Origin of the sequence: Streptomyces sp. NPDC007084 (assembly GCF_040703595.1) — a bacterium.
GTDB lineage: Bacteria > Actinomycetota > Actinomycetes > Streptomycetales > Streptomycetaceae > Streptomyces.
Genome location: NZ_JBEYFY010000080.1, coordinates 1 through 25,495 on the forward strand (window position 1 = coordinate 1; position 25,495 = coordinate 25,495).

Sequence of the window (25,495 nt, forward strand, 5' to 3'; positions counted from 1 at the left end):
CGGGGTCGCGATGCGCGTGCTGGTGTCCGGGGCGCGATGCGCCGGGGTTCCGCGCGTCCCGCCGGTGGTCCCGGCCAGGGTGGCCAAGGCCGCGGTGACCGTCCCGAGCGCGGCGACCGTCAGGGCGCCCCGCGTCCCGGCGGCCAGGCCCCGCGTCCCGGTGGCGCCCGTCCGGCCGGTCCCCGTCCGGGCAACAACCCGTTCACCTCTGGTGGCTCCACCGGCATGGCGCGCCCGCAGGCGCCCCGTCCGGGCGGCGCCCCGCGTCCCGGCGGTGCTGGTGGCCCTGGTGCCCCGCGTCCGCAGGGTGCCGGACAGGACCGTGGTCCCCGTCCGCAGGGCGGTCCCGGTGGCGCTCCGCGTCCCCAGGGCGGTCCCGGCGGCGCCCGTCCGACTCCGGGCGGCATGCCCCGTCCGCAGGCCCCGCGTCCCGGCGGTGCTCCCGGCGGTAACCGTCCGAACCCGGGCATGATGCCGCAGCGTCCCGCCGCGGGCCCGCGTCCCGGCGGTGGCCCCGGTGGCCGCGGTCCGGGTGGCGGCGGTCGTCCCGGCGGTGCCGGTGGCGGCGGTCGTCCCGGTGGCGGCGGCTTCGCCGGCCGTCCCGGTGGTCCCGGTGGCGGTGGCGGCGGTTTCGCCGGCCGTCCGGGTGGTCCCGGTGGCGGCGGTGGCGGTTTCGCCGGCCGTCCGGGTGGTCCGGGTGGCGGCGGTGGCCGTCCCGGCTTCGGCGGTCGTCCGGGTGGTCCCGGTGGCCGTGGTGGCACGCAGGGCGCCTTCGGCCGTCCCGGCGGTCCCGCGCGTCGTGGCCGCAAGTCGAAGCGGCAGAGGCGCCAGGAGTACGAGGCCATGCAGGCCCCGTCCGTCGGCGGCGTGATGCTGCCTCGCGGCAACGGACAGTCCGTCCGCCTGTCGCGCGGTGCCTCCCTCACCGACTTCGCGGAGAAGATCGGCGCCAACCCGGCGTCGCTCGTCGGCGTGATGATGAACCTCGGCGAGATGGTCACCGCCACGCAGTCCGTCTCCGACGAGACGCTGAAGCTCCTCGCGGACGAGATGAACTTCGTCCTGGAGATCGTCAGCCCGGAGGAGGAGGACCGCGAGCTGCTCGAGTCCTTCGACATCGAGTTCGGCGAGGACGAGGGCGGCGAGGAGTTCCTCGTCGCGCGTCCGCCGGTCGTGACCGTCATGGGTCACGTCGACCACGGTAAGACCCGGCTGCTGGACACCATCCGCAAGACGAACGTCGTCGCGGGCGAGGCCGGCGGTATCACGCAGCACATCGGCGCGTACCAGGTCACGACCGAGGTCAACGACGAAGAGCGCAAGATCACCTTCATCGACACCCCGGGTCACGAGGCGTTCACCGCCATGCGTGCCCGTGGTGCGAAGTCGACCGACATCGCGATCCTCGTGGTGGCGGCCAACGACGGTGTGATGCCCCAGACGATCGAGGCGCTGAACCACGCCAAGGCGGCCGACGTGCCGATCGTGGTCGCGGTCAACAAGATCGACGTCGAGGGCGCCGACCCGACGAAGGTGCGCGGTCAGCTCACCGAGTTCGGTCTGGTGGCCGAGGAGTACGGCGGCGACACCATGTTCGTCGACATCTCCGCCAAGCAGGGTCTGAACATCGACTCCCTGCTGGAGGCCGTGGTCCTCACCGCGGACGCCTCGCTCGACCTGCGGGCCAACCCGGAGCAGGACGCGCAGGGCATCGCGATCGAGTCCCACCTCGACCGTGGCCGCGGCGCCGTCGCGACCGTCCTGGTCCAGCGAGGCACCCTGCGGGTCGGCGACACCATGGTGGTCGGCGACGCGTACGGCCGTGTCCGCGCGATGCTCGACGACAAGGGCGAGAACGTGGAAGAGGCGGGTCCCTCGACCCCGGTCCTCGTCCTCGGTCTCACCAACGTCCCGGGCGCCGGCGACAACTTCCTGGTCGTCGACGAGGACCGCACGGCGCGTCAGATCGCCGAGAAGCGGGCGGCGCGCGAGCGCAACGCCAACTTCGCCCGCCGGGGTGTCCGGTTCTCCCTGGAGAACCTGGACGAGGCCCTCAAGGCCGGTCTGGTGCAGGAACTCAACCTCATCATCAAGGGCGACGCGTCCGGTTCGGTGGAGGCTCTCGAGTCCTCGCTGCTCCAGCTCGACGTCGGCGACGAGGTCGACATCCGTGTCCTGCACCGCGGTGTGGGTGCGGTCACCGAGTCCGACATCAACCTGGCGACCGGCTCCGACGCCATCGTCATCGGCTTCAACGTCCGCGCCGCGGGCCGAGCGGCGCAGATGGCGGAGCGCGAGGGCGTCGACGTCCGGTACTACTCGGTGATCTACCAGGCCATCGAGGAGATCGAGGCGGCCCTCAAGGGCATGCTCAAGCCGGAGTACGAAGAGGTCGAGCTGGGCACGGCGGAGATCCGCGAGGTCTTCAAGTCGTCCAAGCTGGGCAACATCGCCGGTGTCCTGGTCCGCTCGGGCGAGGTCAAGCGCAACACCAAGGCGCGCCTCGTCCGCGACGGCAAGGTCATCGCGGAGAACCTCAACATCTCCGGGCTGCGTCGCTTCAAGGACGACGTCACCGAGATCCGCGAAGGCTTCGAGGGTGGTATCAACCTCGGAAACTTCAACGACATCAAGGTCGACGACGTCATCGCGACGTACGAGATGCGCGAGAAGCCGCGCGCGTAACGCGGTGGTGTGAGCTGGCCGGCGGTGACCTGTCACCGCCGGCCAGTTTTCCGTCTGCCCGGGCGCGCTTCGGCCGCGGGCGGACGGCGGGGGCCGGTCGCACGGTTGTCCGCGTCCCGTGCGGGGCGCCGAATATCCGTCGAGCGGCCCCACCCGTTCGTTGTACGGTTCAGATGTCCCTGTCCAGCGCATGGGCAGGCCACCTATCCCGTACCGGCGGGACATCCGGTTACACATGTATGTGGGGACGCTGTCCTTCGATCTCCTCCTCGGCGACGTTCACTCGCTGAAGGAGAAACGCTCGCTCGTCCGGCCGATCGTCGCGGAACTCCAGCGGAAGTACGCGGTGAGTGCCGCGGAGACGGGGAACCAGGATCTTCACCGCAGGGCAGAGATCGGCCTGGCGGTGGTCTCCGGAGACACCGGGCATCTCTCCGACGTACTCGACCGGTGCGAACGACTGGTCGCGGCACGGCCGGAGGTGGAACTGCTGTCCGTACGGCGCAGGCTCCACACAGACGAAGACTGACGGAACAAGCAAGGCGAAGAAGGAGACGGACCAGTGGCCGACAACGCGCGGGCGAAGAGGCTGGCGGACCTCATCCGAGAGGTGGTGGCCCAGAAGCTGCAGCGCGGGATCAAGGACCCGCGGCTCGGCTCTCACGTCACCATCACGGACACCCGGGTCACCGGGGACCTCCGGGAGGCGACCGTCTTCTACACGGTGTACGGGGACGACGAGGAGCGCGCGGCGGCAGCGGCGGGCCTGGAGAGCGCCAAGGGCGTGCTCCGCTCGGCGGTCGGCGCGGCGGCGGGCGTGAAGTTCACGCCCACGCTGACGTTCGTCGCGGACGCCCTTCCGGACACCGCCAAGACCATCGAGGACCTGCTCGACAAGGCGAGGGCCTCGGACGCGAAGGTGCGCGAGGTCTCGGCCGGCGCGGCCTTCGCCGGCGAGGCGGACCCGTACAAGAAGCCGGGCGAGGACGACGAGGACGACGCCGCCGAATGACGCCCAAGCCCCAGACGCCCGACGGGCTTGTCATTGTCGACAAGCCGTCGGGCTTCACTTCGCACGACGTGGTCGCCAAGATGCGCGGCATCGCCCGCACCCGACGGGTCGGCCACGCCGGCACCCTCGACCCCATGGCGACGGGTGTCCTCGTCCTCGGTGTCGAGAAGGCCACCAAGCTCCTCGGACACCTCGCGCTCACCGAGAAGGAGTACCTCGGCACGATCCGGCTCGGCCAGAACACGCTGACCGACGACGCCGAAGGCGAGATCACCTCCTCGACGGACGCCTCCGGCGTGCGGCGCGAGGCGATCGACGCCGGGGTCGCCAAGCTCACCGGCGCCATCATGCAGGTGCCGTCCAAGGTAAGCGCCATCAAGATCGACGGCGTGCGCTCCTACAAGCGGGCCCGCGAGGGCGAGGAGTTCGAGATCCCGGCCCGCCCGGTGACCATCTCGTCCTTCGCGGTGTACGACGTCCGCGAGGCCGTCGCCGAGGACGGCACCCCCGTGGTCGACCTGGTCGTCTCGGTGGTCTGCTCGTCCGGCACCTACATCCGGGCGCTCGCCCGCGATCTGGGCGCGGACCTCGGCGTCGGCGGCCACCTCACCGCCCTGCGCCGCACCCGGGTCGGCCCCTACAAGCTGGACTCCGCGCGCACCCTCGACCAGCTCCAGGAGGAGCTGACGGTGATGCCGGTCGCGGAGGCGGCCTCGGCGGCGTTCCCGCGCTGGGACATCGACACCCGGCGGGCCCGGCTGCTGCTGAACGGCGTGCGCCTGGAGATGCCCGAGGAGTACGCGGGCAAGGGCGCGGTGGCGGTCTTCGACCCCGAGGGCCGGTTCCTCGTGCTGGTCGAGGAACAGAAGGGCAAGGCCAAGAGCCTCGCCGTCTTCGGCTGACCGCCGCAGGACTCGGACAGCTCCGCCCATGGAGCGGCGGTCACGGGGTCTCGTGCCCGCCGCTCCACGGTCCCCCTCGGTTCCCCCACCCAAGGGTCTATCCATCCCATACCCCCTGTTCACCCCTTCGGGCGGGCGCTCGGAGTGAACCGAGGGAGTGGAAGGGGGCGCGTTCACCACGCGATCTGTCCCGCTGATCACCTCACGCCTACCGTCGACAGCGGAAGCGCGGCGGGAAGGCTGGGGAGGTTCGAGCATGGCGGGACGAGGCGCGCGGACCGGGGACCCCGAGCTGCCGGACGACGTCCGGGAGACGTGGGACGGCGCCCTGGTGCGCGTCTGCGACCTGGCGGGCCGCCCACGCGGCACGGGATTCGCCGCCGACCACCACGGCACCGTCGTCACCAGCCACGAGGCGGTCGACGGCCTGCCCCGGCTCGTCCTGCACGCGCCCGGCGACCGCACCCGCGTGGTGACCGCCGACGCCGTCGTCCCGCTGCCCCACGCCGGACTGGCGCTCATCCGCACCGAGGGCCTCGGCCTGGACCCCCTCCCCGTCACCGTGCGGGACCGCGTCGCGACCGGCACGTACGTCAGGATCGCGGCGGGCACCTGGCGTGAGGCGCGGGTGCTGGAGACGTCCGCCGTGACGTACACGGCCACCGACCGCTTCCATCTGCTGCGCGGCGCCCTGGAGCTGGCGATCGGCACGGCGGGCGCGGACGCCCTGCGGCTGGGCGGGGGAGCGGCCGGCGGACCGGTCGTCGACGCCGCCACCGGCGCCGTGGTCGCGGTCGTCGGCACCGCCCTGCTGCCCCCGGCACCGGACGACACCGGTCTCGACGACCTGCCGTCCGCCCACCGCGCCCCGGGCTTCGCCGTCCCGCTGCGCGGCGTCCCGGGCCCGCTCGCCGAACTGCTCGAACGCAACGCGGCGACCGTCCCCGCCTACGGCGCCGACCTTAACCTGGCGGGCGTCCTGGAGCTGACCGCGACCTCGGTCGGCTCGGACGGACCACGTCCACCGGGTCCGCCCGGAACCGCCGGCGCGGCCTTCGAACCCGTCGAACGCGCCGACGTCGTAAGGGAGTTGAACGCCTTCGAGGCGGGCCGGGCCCTCGTTCTCGGTCTGGTCGGCCCGCCCGGCAGCGGCCGTACGACGGAACTGGCGGCCCTCGCCGCCCGTCGCGCCCACGGCCCGGTGCCGGCCCCCACCCTGTGGCTGCGCGGCGCCGACCTCCTCGCCCACGACACCTCGGTGGCCGACGCGGCGCACCGCGCCCTGGAACGCGCCGGACGGATCGTCGCCGCCTCGCGGCAGCACCCCGGCGCGGAGCCGGACGAGCGGGACAGGCCGGCCGGGGCGGAGCTGCTGCCCCCGGCCGGATACGACGGCGAACTGGGCGACATCGGGCCCGACCGGCTGGCCCGCCTCGCGCACACCGCTGGCCGGCCGCTGCTGCTCCTGCTCGACGGCCCCGAGGAGATGCCGCCCGAGCTGGCCCACCGCCTCCCGGCCTGGACGCGGGGAACGGCCGACTGGCTCGCGGAGACCGGCGCCCGGCTCGTGATCGGCTGCCGGGCGGAGTACTGGGAGCACGCGGGCAGCGGCTTCCCCGCCGGGCTGCCGCACGACCCGGACACCTGGGGCCCCGGCGCCGCTTCGGCGGGGGAGCCGGACACGTTGCTGCCGCCCTGTGTGCGGCTCGGGGACCTGACCGAGGAGGAGGCCGCGCGGGCCCGGGCGCGTGCCGGGATTCCCGAGGGCGCCCTCGCCGCCGCCGACGCCCGCCATCCGCTGGTGCTGCGGCTGCTCGGCGAGATCCGGGCCGCGCTGCCCGACCTCCCGGGCGAGGCGCTCGACCGGGATGCCGTGTTCGCCGCCCACCTCGACCTGATGTGCCTGCGTATCGCCGTCCGCCTCGCCGCCGCGAACGGACTGCGCGGCACCGCCGTACGCCGGCTCGCCGCCCGGGTCTCCGGCCAGGTGCACGAGGCCGCGCGGCGCAGTCTCGGGCCCGGGCAGGGCGAGCTGGACCGCGCCTCCTTCGAGGCCGTCTTCCCCTGGGGGACCGCACCGGGGCCCCGCTTCGCCGGCGTCACCGGCTGGGCGTCCGCCGTCCTCACCGAAGGTCTCCTCGTCCCGGCCGGCGACGGATACCGCTTCGCCCACGAGGAGCTGGCCGACTGGATCCAGGGCACGCACCTCGACCTGGACGGCGCGCTGCACACCCTGGTGCACCGGGCGCGCATCCCCGCCGCCACCGGCGAGGACACCGGCCCCGCGGACCGCACGGGCCCGGCCCGCCGCCGCGCCCGCCGCTCCCGGCAGACGCCGGACACCGGAGCCTCCCGCCCGAGGACCAGCGGAGCCACCCGTACGACGGCCGTCGGAGGCTCCCGCCCGACGGCCACCGGAGGCACCCGTGCGACGGCGACCGGCGTGACGGGGGCGCGGGGCGCCCGCCAGGCCTCCGGGAGGGGCCGTACGTCACCGGGGGACACCCTCCCCGTCCCGCGCCACCGCATCGGGCCCGTCGCCGAGACCCTGCTCCTGCTCGCCCGTCAGCAGGGGACCGCCGAACTGGCCCTCCGTCTGGAGGATCTCGTCCGCGCCCTGGACGAACTGCTCCCGCCGGGGGAGGAGCGAGCGGGCCGGGATCAGGCGGGACCGGAGCCTGCGGGGTATTCCGCGAGCCGGGACCAGGCGGGATCGGAGCCTGCGGGGTATTCCGCGGGCCAGGACCAGGCGGGATCGGAGCCGGCGGGGTATTCCGCGAGCCGGGACCAGGCGGGATCGGAGCCTGCGGGGTATTCCGCGAGCCGGGACCAGGCGGGCGACGCGCTCTGGTGGTCCGCTCACCTCTGCGCCGACGTCCTGCTCCGGGTGCCCGACGCGACGCCGTACACCGGGGTCCTGCGGCTGCTCACCGAGCGGATCACGGCCTGGCGCGAGCAGGGCAGGACCGTACCGGCACGGCTCGGGCCCGCCTTCTGGGCCGCCGTCCCGCTGCCGCCCGCCGAGCGCTTCGACCTGCTCAGGCGGCTGGTCGTCACCGACCCCCGCCGCACCACGCCCGCCTCGACGGGGGCGGACCTCCCCGACGAGGGGCCCGGCGCGCCGCGCCACCTCGACACCGTCGCCCGTCTCCTCGCCGAGGACCCCACCGCCGTACAGCCGCACCTCACCCGCTGGTTCGACGACGAGCGGGCGCTGCCCGCGATGCCGCACGCGACCGTGGCCGCCGCCGCGCAGGCCCTGCTGTACGCGCACCGGCGCGGCGCCCTGGACGACCTCGCCGAGGCCCTGGTGGACTGCGCGCACCGCCGGGGCGACGAACTGCTCGCCGCGCTGGCCGAGGAGGAGCCCTCGGCCGTGTGCCGCGCGGTGGACCGGTGGGCGCACGACGAGCGGCCCGCGCGCCGGGTCGCCGCCGTCGCCTACGGGCTGCGCGCCGCGCCGTTCGCGGCCACCGCGGCCGACCGCGAGCTGCTGCGCTACGCCGCGCTCGCCGTCCTCGCCCGCCCCACCGACGCCACCCTGCACGGCGGGGCGCTCGGCATCCTCGTACGGGACCCGCTCACCCGGGAGCGGCATCTGCCGCAGGCGCTGGAGCGGTTCGCGGCCGGGGACGCGCGGCTGTCGCCCGACACACTGGTCACCGCGCTCACCACCCACCCGGAGCCGGTGTTCGCCGCGTTCCGCGACCGGCTGCGCCGGCCTGGACCGGACACGGCCGAGCTGCTGCGCACCCTCGCCGGCGTCACCACACCGGCGCTCGCCCGCCGGATCGCCACGCTGGTGCGCGAGGCCGTGCAGGCCTGCCCGGAAGCCGCCGCGCACATCGCCGCGTACGTCGAGCGCTGCCTCGACCACGGAGAGGGCGCCCACCTCGTGCTCTTCCCGCTGGTCAGCGGGCTGCTGGCGGGGTGCCCCGGGTCGGTGCGGACCGTTCTCGCGCAGGTGCTCGCCGCGCCCGACACCGGTGTCTCCGCCGTGCTGCGGCGCGAACTGCTCGACCTGCTGCTGGCCCACGAACGGGACCCCGCCGTCCTCGGCACCGCCCTCAGAGCCGCCGCCGACGGCTTCGGCGCGCGCGGCGAGGAGCCCACCCGCGCGCTGGTCCACCGCGTCGGCCTCCTCCTCGTCCGCACCCCCGACGGCGCCACCGGCTTCGACCGCGGCCTGGTCGACCTGGCCCGGCACGTCCCGGGCTTCGCCCCGCTGATGGCCCGCTGGCTGAACGACGCCCCCGACGACTGGTCCTGTGTCGTCGGCCCCAGCACCCGCCGCATGATCGAGAACCTGGCGGGGCCGCGCGTCCCGGCCTGAACCGGCCGTGCGGGGCTCCCCGGGGCCGAGGGATGGGTCACAGCCCGATGCCGATGCGAGCGGCGCCCGTCCGGCATGGCACCCTTAGAGCTGCGAATGAGGCAATCACGGACACGGGTTCGACAAGGAGCGGTCACAGTGCAGCGCTGGCGTGGCTTGGAGGACATCCCCGAGGACTGGGGGCGCAGCGTCGTCACCATCGGTTCCTACGACGGGGTGCACCGCGGACACCAGCTGATCATCCGGCATGCCGTGGACCGCGCCCGCGAGCTGGGCGTCCCCTCCGTCGTCGTCACCTTCGACCCGCACCCCAGCGAGGTGGTCCGCCCCGGCAGCCACCCGCCGCTGCTCGCCCCGCACCACCGCCGAGCCGAGCTGATGGCCGAACTGGGCGTGGACGCGCTGCTCATCCTGCCGTTCACCACCGAGTTCTCGAAGCTGTCGCCCGCCGAGTTCGTGGTGAAGGTGCTGGTCGACAAGCTGCACGCCAAGGCCGTCGTCGAGGGCCCCAACTTCCGCTTCGGCCACAAGGCCGCTGGCAACGTCGACTTCCTGCGCGAGCAGGGCAAGACGTACGACTTCGAGGTCGAGGTCGTGGACCTGTACGTGAGCGGCGCGGCCGGCGGCGGCGAGCCGTTCTCCTCGACGCTCACCCGCCGCCTGGTCGCCGAGGGCGACGTGGAGGGCGCGCGCGAGATCCTCGGGCGCCCGCACCGCGTCGAGGGCGTCGTCGTCCGGGGCGCCCAGCGCGGTCGCGAACTCGGCTTCCCCACGGCGAACGTCGAGACCCTGCCGCACACCGCGATCCCCGCCGACGGCGTCTACGCGGGCTGGCTGCACGCCCAGGACGAGATCATGCCCGCCGCCATCTCCGTCGGCACCAACCCGCAGTTCGACGGCACCGAGCGCACCGTCGAGGCTTACGCCATCGACCGCGTCGGCCTCGACCTGTACGGCCTGCACGTCGCCGTCGACTTCCTCGCCTTCGTGCGCGGCCAGGCCCGGTTCGACTCCATCGAGGACCTGCTGGTGGCCATCGCGGACGACGTGAAGCGCTCGCGCGAGCTGATCGAGGCGTACGAGGCCGAGTAGCCCCCCGGCCCAGCGCCCCCGGACATACGTCGGGCCCGTACCGTCCTTGGACGACGGTACGGGCCCGACGGCGTTACTGCTGCGGGGGTGCCGGCGGCGGGGTCTGGCCCGGGTGCTGGGGGTAGGGCTGCCCCGGCTGGTACTGCGTGCCGGGCTGGGGCGGCGGATAGGCCTGTCCCGGCTGCGGCTGCGGCTGCGGCTGCGGCTGCGGCTGCGGTTGGCCGGGGTGCTGGGGGTAGGGCTGCGCGGGCTGGGCGTACGGCTGGCCGGGCTGGGGCTGCTGCGGCACCTGACCCGGGGCCGGCCGGCCCGGTGCGGGCTGTCCGGGGGCGGGCTGAGGGGGCGCGGGCTGCGCGGGGGCCGCCTGTCCGTACGGCGGCTGTCCGTACGCCGGCTGCGCGGGGACCTGCTGCTCGGGCGCGTACTGGCCCGGCATCGGGGGCGCGGCCACCGGCGGCGGGTTGCCGTCGTTCGTCCACAGCCCGTGCGACTGCTGGTGCCGCGCGATGTCCTCGGCGACCATCGCGGAGAGGTTGAAGTACGCCTCCCGCACCTTGGGCCGCATCATGTCGAGGTCGACCTCGGCACCCGCCGCCAGATGCTCGTCGAACGGCACGACCACGACCCCGCGGCAGCGCGTCTCGAAGTGGCTGACGATGTCGTCCACCTTGATCATCTTGCCGGTCTCGCGGACGCCGGAGATCACGGTGATGGACCGCGAGACCAGGTCCGCGTACCCGTGCGCCGACAGCCAGTCCAGCGTCGTACTGGCGCTGCTCGCCCCGTCCACCGACGGCGTCGAGATGATGATGAGCTGGTCGGCGAGGTCGAGCACCCCGCGCATGGCGCTGTACAGCAGCCCCGTGCCGGAGTCGGTCAGGATGATCGGGTACTGCTTGCCGAGGACGTCGATCGCGCGCCGGTAGTCCTCGTCGTTGAACGCGGTGGACACGGCCGGGTCCACGTCGTTGGCGATGATCTCCAGCCCGGAGGGCGCCTGCGAGGTGAACCGGCGGATGTCCATGTACGAGTTGATGTACGGGATCGCCTGGACGAGGTCGCGGATGGTGGCCCCGGTCTCGCGGCGCACCCGGCGGCCGAGCGTGCCGGCGTCCGGGTTGGCGTCGATGGCGAGGATCTTGTCCTGCCGCTCGGTGGCGAGCGTGGAGCCGAGCGCGGTCGTCGTGGTCGTCTTGCCGACACCGCCCTTGAGACTGATGACGGCGATCCGGTAGCAGGACAGCACCGGCGTGCGGATCAGCTCCAACTTCCGCTGCCGCTCGGCCTCTTCCTTCTTGCCGCCCAGCTTGAAACGGGACTGCGCGGCGGCCGGACGACCGCTTTTGACCTTCTGCCGCTTGTTGTTGAGCAGCCGGTCGGAGGACAGCTCCACGGCAGCCGTGTAACCGAGCGGCGCCGCACCGGGGTTGGTGGGCTGCCGCTGATCGTGCCGCACGGGCTGCGGCCACGCGGTACCGGCACGCGGGTCGACGGGCTGCTGCGGGGCCTGTGCTTGCGGCTGCGGCTGCGGCTGCGCCTGCGCGGCATCCTGACTCGGCTGCGGCGCGGGGGAGTTGGGCGCCTGCTGGGGGAACCCGTAGCCCGGCTGGGGGGCGGGTGCGGGAGCCTGTGGCGGTACGGCACCGGGTGCGGGCGCCTGCGGGGATACGGCGCCGGGTGCGGGCGCGGGGTCAGGCGTGCCGGGCTGGGGGAAGCCGTAGCCGGGGGCCTGCGGGACGGGGGCCGGGGCGGCTGCCTGCTGCTGGGGGAAGCCGTAGGCGGGCGCGGGGGGCTGGTGCTGCGGCGCGGGTGCGGCCGGCTGGGGGAACCCGTAACCGGGGGCCTGCGGGGCGGGCGCCTGCTGTGGCTGGGGCGCGGGGGGCTGCTGTTGGGGGAAGCCGTAGGCGGGGGCCGGGGCAGGGGGGTTCTGTGCAGCCGGGGCCGGGGCCGGGGCAGGGGCGGGCGCGGGCGCGGCTGGAGTCTGGGTGGGTGCCGGGGGCTGCGCGCTGGGCTGCGGGAAGCCGTAGCCGCCCTGCTGGGGCGGGATCGGGGCGGGCGCGTCGGCGGCCGGGGCAGCGGGAGCGGCCGGAGCCGGAACCGGAGCCGGAGCCGGAGGCTGGGCCTGCGGCGCGGGATGAGGCGCCGGCGGCTGGAACGGCTGCCCGGGCGCGGGCTGCCCGACAGGCGGCTGGAAGGGCTGACCCGGCGCGGGCTGGGGCGCGGGCGGCTGGAAGGGGGCGCCCGGCGCGGGGGCCGGCGCCTGTGCGGCGGGCGCCTGCAGCGGAACAGCGGCTGCCGGCGGAACCGCTACACCCGGCGGAACCGGGGCTCCCGGCGGAACCTGGGCCTGCGGAGCGACCGGTGCCTGCGGCGGTGCCTGGCCCTCGCCCGGCGCCGGAACGGGCTCCGTGGAGGCGGGCCACTGGGGGGCCGGGGCCGGAGCGGCCGGCTGGTAGGCGGGCGGCAACGGCGGCAGCCCGGCCTGCGGAATCGGCGGCGGCGCCCAGGCGGGGGGCGCGTCCTGCGGCTCGCCGGCCGGGGGAGCCTCCGCCTCCGGCGCCGCGACGGGAGGCGCGTCGACCGGTACCGCGTCCTGGATGTCGTCCTCGGCCAGCGCCGTGTCCGGCACGGACTGCTCGGCGTCCGCGAGGCGCGGTTCCTCGGCGCGCGCGTCGGTCAACTCGGCTTCGGCGGGGGCGGCTTGGGCGTCGCCCGCACCGATCCGGTGAACGCCCGCCTCCAGTGACTGGTAGGCGAGAACGGGGTCGATGACAGGCCCGGCCCCGGTGCCGGCCTCGGCCTCGTCGTCCTTCACGCCCTCCGAGCCGGCCGGATCGGCACCCTCGGTGTCGGTGTCGGTGTCGGCGGCGTCGCCCTCCGCGCCCCCGCGCGCCGCGATCTCACGCTTCACCGCAGCGGCGGAGAACCGCATGGTCGCGCCGCTCTCCAGATCCCCGTTGGCCAAATCCGGTTCATCCGAGGGGGTGTCCGGCGTGCCCTGCTCGTCGACCGGCGGGGCAGGAACAGGCGGCGAGGGCAGCGAGGCGGGCGGAGCCGGGGGAGCGGGCGGGGCCCACTGTGCCTCGTAACCGCCCACGGGCAGGTTCGGCACGGCGGCCGGGCTCACCGCGTCCGGAAGGGACACCTCGGAGACGGGCGGCGCCTCGGACACGGGCAGCGCCTCCGACACGGGCGCCCCCTCGGAAACGGAAGGCGCCTCCGACACGGACGGCACCTCGGACGGGGACGGCACGGAACCCTCCGCGTCCTCCGCCGACGCGTCCCCCGCTTCCACGTCCTCCGCCCGCGCGGAGCCCTCCCCGCCCTGGTGGCCCTCGGCATCGGTGCCATCGGTGCCATCGGCGCCGTCGACAGCGCCGGCCGGCTCGACCGACCCAGTCGGCTGGACCGGCTCGACCGGCTCCTCCGCCGAGTCGACCACTTCCTCGGCGGCGGCGGTGGCGGTGGCGTCGGCATCGGCGCCAGGGGCATCGTCGTCGTCGCTCGCGTCCGCGTCGACATCGGCGTCCGGCGCGTCCGATTCCCCGACGCCATCCCCGACCGCGCCCGAGGCGTTCTGCGTGTACCAGGCCGGCGGCGCGTAGTCGATGGTGAACTCGCCCGTCGTCTCGACGGCGGACTCCGCGTCGGACTGGTCATCGCCGGGCGTGGCCCAGCCCCCGCGGATCCCGTCCCGATCGCTGTTCACAATTCCTCCTGGTGTGGTCGAGCACCCTCAAGCCGTGCCGGGGCGACCGTCTGTTTGTCGTCCATGGGCGTCCGTAAACGCCCGAGGCCGCCCGAAGTCCCTGCGAGGTTGACCGAATTGACCCGGCTCCCCCTGGAACACGAGCCTCCCGCCCCCGCGTTCCGACGTCGCGCCCTGTCCCAGCCTAGTCACCACGACCGACAGGAGGGCAGGCCCGTCCACCCCGGCGTGACCGCCCACCACGTCACACCCTGCCCAGAAGTGGCGTACACACGCTCACGATTGAGCCCCAAAGCAGACAAACAGCGGCAAGGGCCGGCGCGGAGAACCTCTCCGCGCCGGCCCTTGCGTCGCCCGGCGTTCACGTGGCGTCGGGACACCGCCCACCGGCAGGACACCGACCGTGCCCCGCCCCGCCGCTACTCCGCGGGCATACCCCCGTTGTGCGGGGCCGGCTCCAGGTCGAACTCGCCGTCCCGGGCACCCAGCACGAAGGCCCGCCACTCCGCCTCCGTGTACCGCAGCACCGTCTCCGGGTCGAGCGACGACCGCATGGCCACCGCGCCCCCCGGCAGGTACGCGATCTCGACGCGCTCCTCGTGCTCCTCGGTACCCGGCGCGCTCTGCCATGTCACGCCCGAGATGTCCAGGGCGTACAGTTCGTCCTTCTCCCGCTCCTTGCGCGCCTTGACGTCGTTGTCCGCTTCCTCGGCCATGGTCCGCCGGCCCCTTCCCCACATCGCGAATGACCTCTGCGGCGTCACCCTAGTGGTCCCGCCCACACCACCAGGGAACCTTCGGGGACCCTGGCAGACGCGTCCGGCCAGGCTGGTAGGCTGTGTAACGGCCGTTTGTGTACGCACCCCCGGAGCGCGGCTCTGGAGGCCGCGCCCAGCGGATCCCCGCCTCCCGAGTTACGGAAGCTCCCCTGAGAAGTGGACCAGGGGCACTCGGTGGCAGACATGAGACTACGAGGAGTACGCGTGCCGCTCGACGCCGCTACGAAGAAGCAGATCATCAGCGAGTTCGGTCAGAAGGAGGGCGACACCGGCTCTCCCGAGGTCCAGGTCGCCATGCTCTCGCGCCGGATCTCGGACCTGACCGAGCACCTCAAGACCCACAAGCACGACCACCACTCCCGCCGTGGTCTTCTGATCCTGGTCGGCCAGCGTCGCCGCCTGCTTCAGTACCTGGCCAAGAAGGACATCCAGCGCTTCCGTGCGCTGGTCGACCGCCTGGGCATCCGTCGTGGTGCGGCCGGCGGCGCCAAGTAAGACGCCGTGGAGGGAGCGGTTCCCACGTCTTGGGAGCCGCTCCTTTTGCTGTATGTGCTGCCGCACGCAGTTGTACGTGCGCGGTGTCACCGACGCTTTGTAGTGTGGTAGCACAACGCAATACGCAGGAAACAGCACGTACGAACACAGCGTGATGAAGCCGTGCCCGCCGGGTAGGGCATCTCACGACAACGAACGAGGAGAAGCGCGCCTCGCCGCCGCCGGTCCTCGGTAGTGGCCCCCGGGCGAAAGAGCCCCGGGTGCTTCGATCGAAGACCGGCCCGCACCAGAAGGAGCGCCTCTCCGCCACCGTCCCCCTGCCACACGGGCAGGACGGGACGAAGACGAGGAGAAAACGCTAGTGGAGAACGAGACCCACTACGCCGAGGCCGTCATCGACAACGGCTCCTTCGGCACCCGCACCATCCGCTTCGAGACGGGCCGCCTGGCCAAGCAGGCCGCCGGCTCCGCCGTCGCGTACCTGGACGACGACACCATGGTGCTGTCGGCCACCAGCGCTTCCAAGAAGCCCAAGGACCAGCTCGACTTCTTCCCCCTCACGGTGGATGTCGAGGAGCGGATGTACGCCGTCGGCAAGATCCCCGGCAGCTTCTTCCGCCGCGAGGGCCGGCCCTCCGAGGACGCCGTCCTCACCTGCCGCCTCATCGACCGCCCGCTGCGCCCGTCCTTCAAGAAGGGCCTGCGCAACGAGATCCAGGTCGTCGCCACGATCATGGCGCTCAACCCCGACCACCTGTACGACGTCGTGGCGATCAACGCCGCCTCCGCGTCCACGCAGCTCGCGGGTCTGCCCTTCTCCGGCCCGGTCGGCGGCGTCCGCGTCGCGCTGATCAACGGCCAGTGGGTCGCGTTCCCGACGCACACCGAGCTGGAGGACGCCGTCTTCGACATGGTCGTCGCCGGTCGCGTCCTGGAGGACGGCGACGTCGCGATCATGATGGTCGAGGCCGAGGCCACCGACAAGACGATCCAGCTCGTCAAGGGCGGCGCCGAGGCGCCCACCGAGGAGGTCGTGGCCGCCGGTCTCGACGCCGCGAAGCCCTTCATCAAGGTCCTGTGCAAGGCGCAGTCGGACCTCGCCGCGAAGGCCGCCAAGCCGACCGCCGAGTTCCCGATCTTCCTGGACTACCAGGACGACGTCTTCGAGGCCCTCAGCGCCGCCGTCACGAGCGAGCTGGCCCAGGCGCTCACCATCGCCGGCAAGCAGGACCGCGAGGCCGAGCTGGACCGCGTCAAGGAGATCGCCGCCGAGAAGCTGCTCCCGCAGTTCGAGGGCCGCGAGAAGGAGATCTCCGCCGCGTACCGCGCGCTGACCAAGAAGCTGGTCCGCGAGCGCGTCATCAAGGACAAGGTCCGCATCGACGGCCGCGGCGTCACGGACATCCGTACGCTCGCCGCCGAGGTCGAGGCCATCCCGCGCGTGCACGGCTCGGCGCTGTTCGAGCGTGGCGAGACCCAGATCCTGGGCGTCACCACCCTCAACATGCTCCGCATGGAGCAGCAGCTCGACACCCTCTCCCCGGTGACGCGCAAGCGCTACATGCACAACTACAACTTCCCGCCGTACTCCGTCGGCGAGACCGGCCGCGTCGGCTCCCCCAAGCGCCGCGAGATCGGCCACGGCGCGCTCGCCGAGCGCGCGATCGTGCCGGTCCTGCCGACCCGCGAGGAGTTCCCCTACGCGATCCGTCAGGTGTCCGAGGCCCTCGGCTCCAACGGCTCGACGTCCATGGGCTCCGTCTGCGCCTCCACCATGTCGCTGCTGAACGCCGGTGTGCCGCTCAAGGCCCCCGTCGCCGGTATCGCCATGGGCCTGATCTCCCAGGAGATCGACGGCCAGACGCACTACGTCGCCCTCACCGACATCCTCGGTGCGGAGGACGCCTTCGGCGACATGGACTTCAAGGTCGCCGGCACCAAGGAGTTCGTCACCGCCCTCCAGCTCGACACCAAGCTGGACGGCATCCCGGCCTCCGTCCTGGCCGCGGCCCTCAAGCAGGCCCGCGACGCCCGCCTCCACATCCTCGACGTGATGATGGAAGCGATCGACACGCCGGACGAGATGTCCCCGAACGCCCCGCGGATCATCACCGTCAAGATCCCCGTGGACAAGATCGGTGAGGTCATCGGCCCGAAGGGCAAGATGATCAACCAGATCCAGGAGGACACCGGCGCCGAGATCACGATCGAGGACGACGGCACCATCTACATCGGTGCCGCCGACGGCCCGGCCGCCGAGGCCGCCCGCGCCACGATCAACGGCATCGCCAACCCGACCATGCCGGAGGTCGGCGAGCGCTACCTGGGCACCGTCGTGAAGACGACGACGTTCGGCGCGTTCGTGTCGCTGCTCCCGGGCAAGGACGGTCTGCTGCACATCTCGCAGATCCGCAAGCTCGCCGGCGGCAAGCGCGTGGAGAACGTCGAAGACGTCCTCGGTGTGGGCCAGAAGGTCCAGGTCGAGATCGCCGAGATCGACTCCCGCGGCAAGCTCTCCCTGATCCCCGTGGTCGAGGGCGAAGGCGACGATGAGAAGAAGGACGACACCGACAAGTGACGTCGAGTAGCTCCACGACGACGGCCCGCACCTCCTCGGAGGCGCGGGCCGTCGCCCGTACCCAAACCCTCATCCCGGGCACGAACGGCATCGGCACGGTCCGCAAGACCACCCTCCCCGGCGGCCTGCGCATCGTCACCGAGACACTGCCCTCGGTGCGCTCCGCGACGTTCGGCATCTGGGCGAGCGTGGGCTCCCGCGACGAGACGCCCGCGCTGAACGGCGCGACGCACTACCTGGAGCACCTGCTCTTCAAGGGCACGAACCGCAGGTCCGCCCTGGACATCTCCTCCGCGATCGACGCGGTCGGCGGCGAGATGAACGCGTTCACCGCCAAGGAGTACACGTGCTACTACGCGCGCGTGCTCGACACCGACCTGCCGCTCGCGATCGACGTCGTCTGCGACATGCTGACCGGCTCCCTCATCCGCGAGGACGACGTCAACGTGGAACGCGGCGCGATCCTCGAGGAGATCGCGATGACCGAGGACGACCCGGGCGACTGCGTGCACGACCTGTTCGCGCACACGATGTTCGGCGACAACCCTCTCGGCCGCCCCGTCCTCGGCACGGTGGACACGGTCAACGCCCTCACCGCGGACCGCATCCGCCGCTTCTACAAGAAGCACTACGACCCGACACACCTCGTCGTGGCCGCGGCGGGCAACGTGGACCACAACAAGGTCGTCCGCCAGGTGCGCGCCGCCTTCGAGAAGGCCGGCGCCTTCAAGAACGCGGCGGCGGCCCCCATGGCCCCGCGCGACGGCCGCCGCACCATCCGCACCGCGGGCCGCGTCGAACTGCTCGGCCGCAAGACAGAGCAGGCCCACGTCGTCCTCGGCATGCCCGGCCTCGCCCGCACCGACGAGCGCCGCTGGGCCCTCGGCGTGCTGAACACCGCGCTCGGCGGCGGCATGTCCTCGCGGCTCTTCCAGGAGGTCCGCGAGAAGCGCGGCCTGGCCTACAGCGTGTACTCGTACACCTCGGGCTTCGCCGACTGCGGGCTCTTCGGCGTCTACGCGGGCTGCCGCCCGAGCCAGGTCCACGACGTCCTCAAGCTGTGCCGCGACGAACTCGACCAGGTCGCCGAACACGGCCTTACGGACGACGAGATCGGCCGCGCCGTCGGTCAGCTCCAGGGCTCCACCGTGCTCGGCCTGGAGGACACCGGCGCGCTGATGAACCGCATCGGCAAGAGCGAGCTGTGCTGGGGCGAGCAGATGTCCGTGGACGACATGCTGGCGAAAATCGCCTCGGTCACCCCGGACGAGGTCCGCGAGGTCGCCCGGGACGTCCTGGGACAGCGGCCCTCGCTGTCGGTCATCGGCCCGGTCAAGGACAAGCAGGCGGCCCGTCTGCAGGACGCGGTCGCGTAATTCCCGTCTCGGTAAGGAACGAAGCAATGAGCAAGCTGCGCGTGGCGGTCCTCGGTGCCAAGGGCCGGATCGGCGCCGAGGCGGTACGAGCCGTCGAGGCCGCCGAGGACATGGAACTGGTGGCCGCCCTCGGCCGCGGCGACAAGCTGGAGAGCCTGGTCGACGCCGGCGCCCAGGTCGTCGTCGAACTGACCACCCCCGCCTCGGTGATGGGCAACCTCGACTTCTGCGTCCGGCACGGCATCCACGCCGTGGTCGGCACCACCGGCTGGACCGACGAGCGGCTCGCGCAGCTCGGCACCTCGCTGGCCGCGTCCCCGGAGACCGGCGTGCTCATCGCGCCGAACTTCTCCATCGGGGCCGTCCTGACCATGAAGTTCGCCGAGGTTGCCGCGCCGTACTTCGAGTCCGTCGAGGTCGTGGAGCTGCACCACCCGAACAAGGTGGACGCCCCCAGCGGCACCGCCACGCGCACCGCCCAGCTCATCGCCGCGGCCCGGGAACGCGCGGGCAGCGCCCCGCAGCCGGACGCCACCACGACCGCCCTGGACGGTGCCCGCGGCGCCGACGTGGACGGCGTCCCGGTGCACGCCGTCCGGCTGCGCGGCCTCCTCGCCCACCAGGAGGTCCTGCTCGGCGGCGAGGGCGAGACCCTCACCATCCGCCACGACTCCCTCCACCACAGCAGCTTCATGCCGGGCATCCTGCTCGGCGTCCGCCGCGTGGTGACCACCCCGGGCCTCACCTTCGGCCTGGAACACTTCCTCGACCTCGGCTGAGCCGGGTCCCGTCCACGAGGTAACCGGCAGACATGCGCGCGAAAATCACCTATGCCGTCACGGCCGCCGTCCTGGTCGTCTATTTCGTCCTGGTCGGCAGCCGGGGGGTCCTGCTCATCCAGAACGGCACCCTGATCACCGTCACCTTCGGTGTCGCCGTGCTCATCCTGCCGGTCATCGGCGTCTGGTTCCTCTGGAAGAACACCCAGTTCGTCCGGAAGGCCAACCGGCTCGCCGCCGTGCTCGACGCCGAGGGCGGACTGCCCGTGGACGAACTCCGGCGCACCGAGGGCGGCCGGATCGACCGGGACTCGGCCGACGAGGTCTTCGCCCGCCGCAAGGCCGAGACCGAGGACGCCCCGGACGACTGGCGCAACTGGTTCCGCCTCGCCGTGGCCTACCACGACGCCCGCGACACCCCGCGCGCCCGCAAGGCCATGCAGCGGGCCATCGCCCTCCAGGAGGGCCGCACCCTGGAGGCCTGAGCCCCGCCGGGCGGTTCGCTCCGGCACGAGGTTTGCGACGATGGCAGAGGAGGGGCCGGCCCGCACAGCGCGGGCCGGCCCCTCTTCTCGCCGTTCGCCACGGCCTGACGGCCTGACGGCGTGTCAGTGGCGGCGGTACTCGTCCGCCCACACCTCGACGGCGTCCGCCGCGCGGTCGAAGGCCTCGGCGCGGGCCAGGAAGTCGGCGTTGTGCGTCGTCAGCAGCGGGGGCACCTCACCGGGCGCGCGCTCCGCGCGGACGAGCACCAGCGCCTGGCCCTGCACCGTACGCGGCAGACCCAGCCAGCGGACCGGCTGCTGCACCGTGCGCACCGCCGCGACCTGGCTCCACGGAGTGGTGTTCGTGACGAAGAAGCCGACCCGGCGCAGCCCGCGGGCGCTCACCCACACGCCCATGCGCAGCAGGCGCAGCGCGCACAGTATGGCGACCGCGGCACCGGCCATACAGGCCGCGGCGGCGGGCACCGTGCCGGCCACGCCGATGATCACGGCGGCGACGAGCACGTACGAGGAGAGCAGCAGGACGAGGGCGGCGGCGCCGACCCGCGCCGGGCCGGGGCGGTAGGGGCGCCGCCAGCGGTCGCGGTCGTCGAAGGGCAGCGCGACATCCTCCGCGGCCTCGTCAAAGGCGCGGTCCGCCGTCAGGAAAGGCAGGGGCACGACTGATCCTCACTCATCCACGCATGGGCTGTGCCCGGTGAGGCTATCGAGCCGGATGCCGGGCCACCACCCTTGGGGGTCCGGATGAGTCAGCGGCCGTCCGACGCCTCGGAATGCTGCGTCGTCGCAGGTGACTGATCCTGCGACAAGGCGGGCATCCCGACGATCAGGGACCCCGCGATCCCCGCTATGACCGTGAGCCCGACGAGCCAGCGGCCGACCAGCTCTCCGGCGGAGGCCCGCTCACGGGGTGGGGGAGTGACATTGCTGCGGAACTGGTCGGCTTCGGCGATGAAGGCGAAGGGAACGGGCTCGCGCCGACGGAACATGGGCGGTGCTTCTCCTTTCGGAGACTCGTGCTGGTGTGACGGTCCGGGTGAGGGCCGCTCGAACGCGTCGCCCTCACTCATACAGACGCGCGAGTGCCCCGCGAGGTGCCCTGAATCACCGAATTCGCAGAAGTTGGGTGCCGAATGTCGCGGCACGGTACCGAACGCCCCGTTGTCGGTGCCGGGCCGTAGAGTGGTCGCCGCCCGAGCCAGTGATGGGAAGGACCCTCCGCACCGTGACCGACACCCCCGCCGACGACCTCAAGCCCAGCTTCCGCAGCGATGTCACCGTCGAGCTGATCAAGCACACGGCCTCGGACGCCGACGTGCTGTTCGCCGCCCGTGTCTCCACGGCAGGGGAGCAGTCGCTCGAAGAGCTGCAGAAGGACCCGGAGCGCTCCAAGGGCCTGATCAACTACCTGATGCGGGACCGGCACGGCAGCCCCTTCGAGCACAACTCGATGACCTTCTTCGTCAGCGCGCCGATCTTCGTGTTCCGCGAGTTCATGCGCCACCGCGTCGGCTGGTCGTACAACGAGGAGTCGGGCCGCTACAGGGAGCTGGAGCCGGTCTTCTACGTCCCGGACGCCTCCCGCAAGCTGGTCCAGGAGGGCCGCCCCGGCAAGTACGTCTTCGTGGAGGGCACCGAGGCCCAGCTCGAACTGACGGGCCGGGCGATGGAGGACTCCTACCGCCAGGCGTACGCGGCGTACCAGGAAATGCTCGCCGCCGGCGTGGCCCGCGAGGTCGCCCGCGCCGTCCTCCCGGTCGGCCTCTTCTCCTCGATGTACGCCACGTGCAACGCGCGGTCCCTGATGCACTTCCTCGGCCTGCGCACCCAGCACGAGCTGGCGAAGGTCCCGTCCTTCCCGCAGCGGGAGATCGAGATGGTCGGCGAGAGGATGGAGGCGGAGTGGGCGAAGCTCATGCCGCTCACACACGCGGCCTACAACGCGAACGGACGTGTGGCGCCGTAAAACGCCTGTGCGCACCGGCCCGGCACACATGTGCGGATCAGCCGAGCGAAGTGTCCGTATTGCGGCATTTCGCGAAGTTCATCTAGCCTGATCAAACGGACCCGGCACTGCTTGAACCCCCGAGCAGGCAGTGCCGGGCTCCACCTTTGTCATGCTTTGTCGTGTCCCCCGAGGGCAGACCCCGGGTTGAGCAGCGAGTAGCGTGTTACCCATGGCTCCGACCTCCACTCCGCAGACCCCCTTCGGGCGGGTCCTCACCGCCATGGTCACGCCCTTCACGGCGGACGGCGCACTCGACCTCGACGGCGCACAGCGGCTCGCCACCCACCTGGTGGACGCAGGCAACGACGGCCTGATCATCAACGGCACCACCGGTGAGTCCCCGACCACCGGTGACGCGGAGAAATCGGATCTCGTACGCGCCGTACTGGAGGCGGTCGGCGACCGCGCCCACATCGTCGCCGGCGTCGGCACCAACGACACCCACCACAGCATCGAGCTGGCCCGCGCCGCCGAACAGGCCGGCGCCCACGGCCTGCTCACCGTGACCCCGTACTACAACAAGCCCCCGCAAGAGGGCCTGTTGCGGCACTTCACGGCCATCGCCGACGCGACCGGCCTGCCCGTCATGCTCTACGACATCCCCGGCCGCAGCGGCGTCCCGATCAACACCGAGACGCTGGTCCGGCTCGCCGAGCACCCCCGCATCGTCGCGAACAAGGACGCCAAGGGAGACCTCGGCCGCGCGAGCTGGGCCATCGCCCGCTCCGGCCTCGCCTGGTACTCCGGCGACGACATGCTGAACCTGCCGCTGCTCTCCGTGGGCGCCGTCGGTTTCGTCTCGGTCGTCGGCCACGTCGTCACCCCGGAACTCCGCGCCATGCTCGACGCTTATCTCTCGGGTGACGTGCAGAAGGCCACGGAGATCCACCAGAAGCTGCTTCCCGTCTTCACCGGCATGTTCCGTACCCAGGGCGTCATGACCACGAAGGCCGCGCTCGCCCTCCAGGGACTGCCGGCCGGCCCGCTGCGCGCCCCGATGGTCGAGCTGTCCCCGGAGGAGACCGCCCAGCTCAAGATCGATCTTGGCGCCGGCGGGGTAGAGCTGTGATCACAGACTTCACAACTGAACAAGCACGACCTGAACCAGCACGACACAACTGAACAAGCACGACCGCGGGCCCCGGCCCGCACCCCACACAGACAACTGCTACTGCACGAACGTCACGCGCGCCACGTGCCCTGCCAGGTACGTGGCGTCCGTGGTGAGGAGAGTCTTTTGAGTCATCCGCATCCTGAACTCGGCGCCCCGCCGGTCCTCCCGAAGGGCGGCCTGCGGGTCACCCCGCTCGGCGGCCTCGGTGAGATCGGCCGGAACATGACGGTCTTCGAGTACGGAGGCCGCCTCCTGATCGTCGACTGCGGAGTGCTCTTCCCCGAGGAGGAGCAGCCCGGAATCGACCTGATCCTGCCGGACTTCACGTCCATCAGGGACCGCCTCGACGACATCGAGGGCATCGTGCTCACGCACGGCCACGAGGACCACATCGGCGGCGTCCCGTTCCTCCTGCGCGAGAAGCCGGACATCCCGCTGATCGGCTCCAAGCTGACCCTCGCCCTCATCGAGGCGAAGCTCCAGGAGCACCGCATCCGGCCGTACACGCTGGAAGTGGCCGAGGGCCACCGCGAGCGCATCGGCCCCTTCGACTGCGAGTTCGTCGCGGTCAACCACTCCATCCCGGACGCCCTCGCGGTCGCCATCCGCACCCCCGCGGGCATGGTCGTCCACACCGGCGACTTCAAGATGGACCAGCTTCCGCTGGACGGCCGCCTCACCGACCTGCACGCGTTCGCGCGCCTGAGCGAGGAAGGCATCGACCTCCTCCTCTCGGACTCCACGAACGCCGAAGTCCCGGGCTTCGTCCCGCCCGAGCGCGACATCCAGAACGTCCTGCGCCAGGTCTTCGCCAACGCCAGCAAGCGGATCATCGTGGCGAGCTTCGCCAGCCATGTGCACCGCATCCAGCAGATCCTCGACACCGCCCACGAGTACGGCCGCCGGGTCGCCTTCGTCGGCCGCTCGATGGTCCGCAACATGGGCATCGCCCGGGACCTCGGCTATCTGAAGGTCCCGCCGGGCCTGGTGGTCGACGTCAAGACGCTCGACGACCTCCCGGACCACGAGATCGTGCTCGTCTGCACCGGCTCGCAGGGCGAGCCGATGGCGGCCCTGTCCCGGATGGCGAACCGCGACCACCAGATCCGGATCGTCCAGGGCGACACGGTCATCCTGGCCTCGTCGCTGATCCCCGGCAACGAGAACGCGGTCTACCGCGTCATCAACGGCCTGACCCGCTGGGGCGCCAAGGTCGTCCACAAGGGCAACGCCAAGGTGCACGTCTCGGGCCACGCCTCCGCGGGCGAGCTGCTGTACTTCTACAACATCTGCAAGCCGCGCAACCTGATGCCGGTCCACGGCGAATGGCGCCATCTGCGCGCCAACGCCGAGCTGGGCGCCCTCACCGGCGTGCCGCACGACCGCATCGTGATCGCCGAGGACGGCGTGGTGGTCGACCTCATCGACGGCAAGGCGAAGATCGCGGGCAAGGTCCAGGCCGGATACGTGTACGTCGACGGCCTCTCGGTCGGTGACGTCGGTGAGCCCGCGCTCAAGGACCGCAAGATCCTCGGCGACGAGGGCATCATCTCGGTCTTCGTCGTGATGGACTCCAGCACCGGCAAGCTCACCGGCGGCCCGCACATCCAGGCCCGCGGCTCGGGCATCGACGACGCCGCGTTCGCCGACGTCATCCCGAAGGTCACGGAGGTCCTGGAGCGGTCCGCCCAGGACGGCGTGGTCGAACCCCACCAGCTCCAGCAGCTCATCCGCCGGACGCTGGGCAAGTGGGTCTCCGACAACTACCGCCGGCGCCCGATGATCCTCCCGGTCGTGGTCGAGGTCTGACCCCCGGAGCACGTCAACCAGGAGCGGGCCGCCTCGATTTGCATCGAGGCGGCCCGCTCCAGTAGGTTTCAGTCTCCGCCTGAACGGGAACCCGACAGCTTCGAGCTTCGGAACCAGTCCCCGAACGGGGCGGGAAATCCGACTCAGAACCTCTGATAAAGTCGGAGCCGCTGAAAAGGAAAGCGCGAAAGCGCGGAACTTGAAAGCACCGAGGAAATCAGGTCCGAAAGGATCTGATAGAGTCGGACTCGCCGGAAAGGGAAACGCGGAAGCGGAAACCTGGAAAGCGCCGAGGAAATCGGATACGGAAACGGTCTG

At 72.2% G+C, this 25,495-nt stretch carries 18 protein-coding genes; 14 read left to right on the forward strand and 4 right to left on the reverse strand.

Going from position 1 to position 25,495, the window contains the following annotated elements; translation table 11 throughout:
* Positions 1-36 precede the first annotated feature (36 nt).
* From infB to AB0912_RS33520, 6 genes are all read left to right on the forward strand, one after another.
* On the forward strand, positions 37-2,685 hold the full coding sequence (infB, locus tag AB0912_RS33495) for a translation initiation factor IF-2 (RefSeq protein ID WP_366706642.1): 2,649 nt from the start codon (positions 37-39) through the stop codon (positions 2,683-2,685).
* Between the two features lie 235 nt (positions 2,686-2,920).
* A complete protein-coding gene (locus AB0912_RS33500; protein WP_366706644.1) occupies positions 2,921-3,214 on the forward strand; it encodes a DUF503 domain-containing protein in 294 nt (97 codons plus the stop codon).
* A gap of 33 nt (positions 3,215-3,247) precedes the next feature.
* Positions 3,248-3,697, forward strand: coding sequence for a 30S ribosome-binding factor RbfA (rbfA, locus tag AB0912_RS33505; protein ID WP_366706646.1), 450 nt, complete (start codon positions 3,248-3,250; stop codon positions 3,695-3,697).
* Complete coding sequence (gene truB / locus AB0912_RS33510) at positions 3,694-4,599, forward strand: tRNA pseudouridine(55) synthase TruB (protein WP_366706648.1); 906 nt, start codon at positions 3,694-3,696, stop codon at positions 4,597-4,599. Before rbfA ends, truB begins: the two co-directional genes overlap by 4 nt.
* A 256-nt stretch (positions 4,600-4,855) precedes the next feature.
* Positions 4,856-8,932: a trypsin-like peptidase domain-containing protein gene (locus tag AB0912_RS33515; RefSeq protein WP_366706650.1), complete on the forward strand. Its 4,077-nt coding sequence runs from the start codon at positions 4,856-4,858 to the stop codon at positions 8,930-8,932.
* A 138-nt stretch (positions 8,933-9,070) separates the two neighbouring features.
* Positions 9,071-10,024 carry a bifunctional riboflavin kinase/FAD synthetase gene (locus AB0912_RS33520; protein WP_366706652.1) on the forward strand — a complete coding sequence of 318 codons (954 nt, stop codon included), beginning with the start codon at positions 9,071-9,073 and terminating at the stop codon, positions 10,022-10,024.
* A 73-nt stretch (positions 10,025-10,097) separates the two neighbouring features.
* Here the strand turns inward: AB0912_RS33520 and AB0912_RS33525 are convergent, their stop codons facing one another.
* Together AB0912_RS33525 and AB0912_RS33530 are read right to left on the reverse strand one after the other, a co-directional pair.
* The gene (locus AB0912_RS33525; RefSeq protein ID WP_366706654.1) at positions 10,098-13,733 is read right to left on the reverse strand and encodes an SCO5717 family growth-regulating ATPase; all 3,636 of its coding nucleotides are present in this window, start codon (positions 13,731-13,733) and stop codon (positions 10,098-10,100) included.
* A gap of 419 nt (positions 13,734-14,152) precedes the next feature.
* Complete coding sequence (locus tag AB0912_RS33530) at positions 14,153-14,449, reverse strand: DUF397 domain-containing protein (protein ID WP_366706656.1); 297 nt, start codon at positions 14,447-14,449, stop codon at positions 14,153-14,155.
* A gap of 267 nt (positions 14,450-14,716) precedes the next feature.
* On the opposite strand from AB0912_RS33530, the gene rpsO reads away from it, so the two are divergent.
* The 5 genes from rpsO to AB0912_RS33555 all read left to right on the forward strand — a co-directional run bounded on the left by rpsO (position 14,717) and on the right by AB0912_RS33555 (position 20,225).
* Positions 14,717-15,007: a 30S ribosomal protein S15 gene (gene rpsO, locus AB0912_RS33535; RefSeq protein WP_148010781.1), complete on the forward strand. Its 291-nt coding sequence runs from the start codon at positions 14,717-14,719 to the stop codon at positions 15,005-15,007.
* Between the two features lie 361 nt (positions 15,008-15,368).
* Positions 15,369-17,585, forward strand: coding sequence for a polyribonucleotide nucleotidyltransferase (locus AB0912_RS33540; RefSeq protein ID WP_366706658.1), 2,217 nt, complete (start codon positions 15,369-15,371; stop codon positions 17,583-17,585).
* Positions 17,582-18,961, forward strand: a complete 1,380-nt coding sequence (locus tag AB0912_RS33545; RefSeq protein ID WP_366706660.1) for a pitrilysin family protein — start codon at positions 17,582-17,584, stop codon at positions 18,959-18,961. Before AB0912_RS33540 ends, AB0912_RS33545 begins: the two co-directional genes overlap by 4 nt.
* A 26-nt stretch (positions 18,962-18,987) precedes the next feature.
* Positions 18,988-19,740 (forward strand): 4-hydroxy-tetrahydrodipicolinate reductase, encoded by a 753-nt coding sequence (gene dapB, locus AB0912_RS33550; RefSeq protein ID WP_366706662.1) that lies wholly within the window; start codon positions 18,988-18,990, stop codon positions 19,738-19,740.
* 32 nt (positions 19,741-19,772) lie between these two features.
* Positions 19,773-20,225 carry a hypothetical protein gene (locus AB0912_RS33555; RefSeq protein ID WP_366706664.1) on the forward strand — a complete coding sequence of 151 codons (453 nt, stop codon included), beginning with the start codon at positions 19,773-19,775 and terminating at the stop codon, positions 20,223-20,225.
* 123 nt (positions 20,226-20,348) lie between these two features.
* Here the strand turns inward: AB0912_RS33555 and AB0912_RS33560 are convergent, their stop codons facing one another.
* Both AB0912_RS33560 and AB0912_RS33565 read right to left on the reverse strand, forming a co-directional pair.
* Positions 20,349-20,906 (reverse strand): hypothetical protein, encoded by a 558-nt coding sequence (locus AB0912_RS33560; RefSeq protein WP_366706666.1) that lies wholly within the window; start codon positions 20,904-20,906, stop codon positions 20,349-20,351.
* An 89-nt stretch (positions 20,907-20,995) separates the two neighbouring features.
* Positions 20,996-21,235 (reverse strand): hypothetical protein, encoded by a 240-nt coding sequence (locus tag AB0912_RS33565; RefSeq protein ID WP_366706668.1) that lies wholly within the window; start codon positions 21,233-21,235, stop codon positions 20,996-20,998.
* 236 nt (positions 21,236-21,471) lie between these two features.
* Here AB0912_RS33565 and thyX point away from each other — a divergent pair, with 236 nt between their 5' ends.
* The 3 genes from thyX (at position 21,472) to AB0912_RS33580 (ending at position 25,177) form a co-directional block, all read left to right on the forward strand.
* Positions 21,472-22,212, forward strand: a complete 741-nt coding sequence (gene thyX, locus AB0912_RS33570) for an FAD-dependent thymidylate synthase (RefSeq protein WP_366706670.1) — start codon at positions 21,472-21,474, stop codon at positions 22,210-22,212.
* 211 nt (positions 22,213-22,423) lie between these two features.
* A complete protein-coding gene (gene dapA, locus AB0912_RS33575; RefSeq protein WP_366706672.1) occupies positions 22,424-23,323 on the forward strand; it encodes a 4-hydroxy-tetrahydrodipicolinate synthase in 900 nt (299 codons plus the stop codon).
* Between the two features lie 168 nt (positions 23,324-23,491).
* Positions 23,492-25,177, forward strand: coding sequence for a ribonuclease J (locus AB0912_RS33580; RefSeq protein WP_366706674.1), 1,686 nt, complete (start codon positions 23,492-23,494; stop codon positions 25,175-25,177).
* The last annotated feature ends 318 nt before the right edge of the window (positions 25,178-25,495 follow it).

Coding starts and splice junctions, on each gene's coding strand:
- infB (WP_366706642.1), top strand. CDS start 37: ATGCGCCGGGGTTCCGCGCGTCCCGCCGGTGGTCCCGGCCAGGGTGGC.
- AB0912_RS33500 (WP_366706644.1), top strand. CDS start 2,921: ATGTATGTGGGGACGCTGTCCTTCGATCTCCTCCTCGGCGACGTTCAC.
- truB (WP_366706648.1), top strand. CDS start 3,694: ATGACGCCCAAGCCCCAGACGCCCGACGGGCTTGTCATTGTCGACAAG.
- AB0912_RS33515 (WP_366706650.1), top strand. CDS start 4,856: ATGGCGGGACGAGGCGCGCGGACCGGGGACCCCGAGCTGCCGGACGAC.
- AB0912_RS33530 (WP_366706656.1), bottom strand. CDS start 14,449: ATGGCCGAGGAAGCGGACAACGACGTCAAGGCGCGCAAGGAGCGGGAG.
- dapB (WP_366706662.1), top strand. CDS start 18,988: ATGAGCAAGCTGCGCGTGGCGGTCCTCGGTGCCAAGGGCCGGATCGGC.
- AB0912_RS33555 (WP_366706664.1), top strand. CDS start 19,773: ATGCGCGCGAAAATCACCTATGCCGTCACGGCCGCCGTCCTGGTCGTC.
- AB0912_RS33565 (WP_366706668.1), bottom strand. CDS start 21,235: ATGTTCCGTCGGCGCGAGCCCGTTCCCTTCGCCTTCATCGCCGAAGCC.
- dapA (WP_366706672.1), top strand. CDS start 22,424: ATGGCTCCGACCTCCACTCCGCAGACCCCCTTCGGGCGGGTCCTCACC.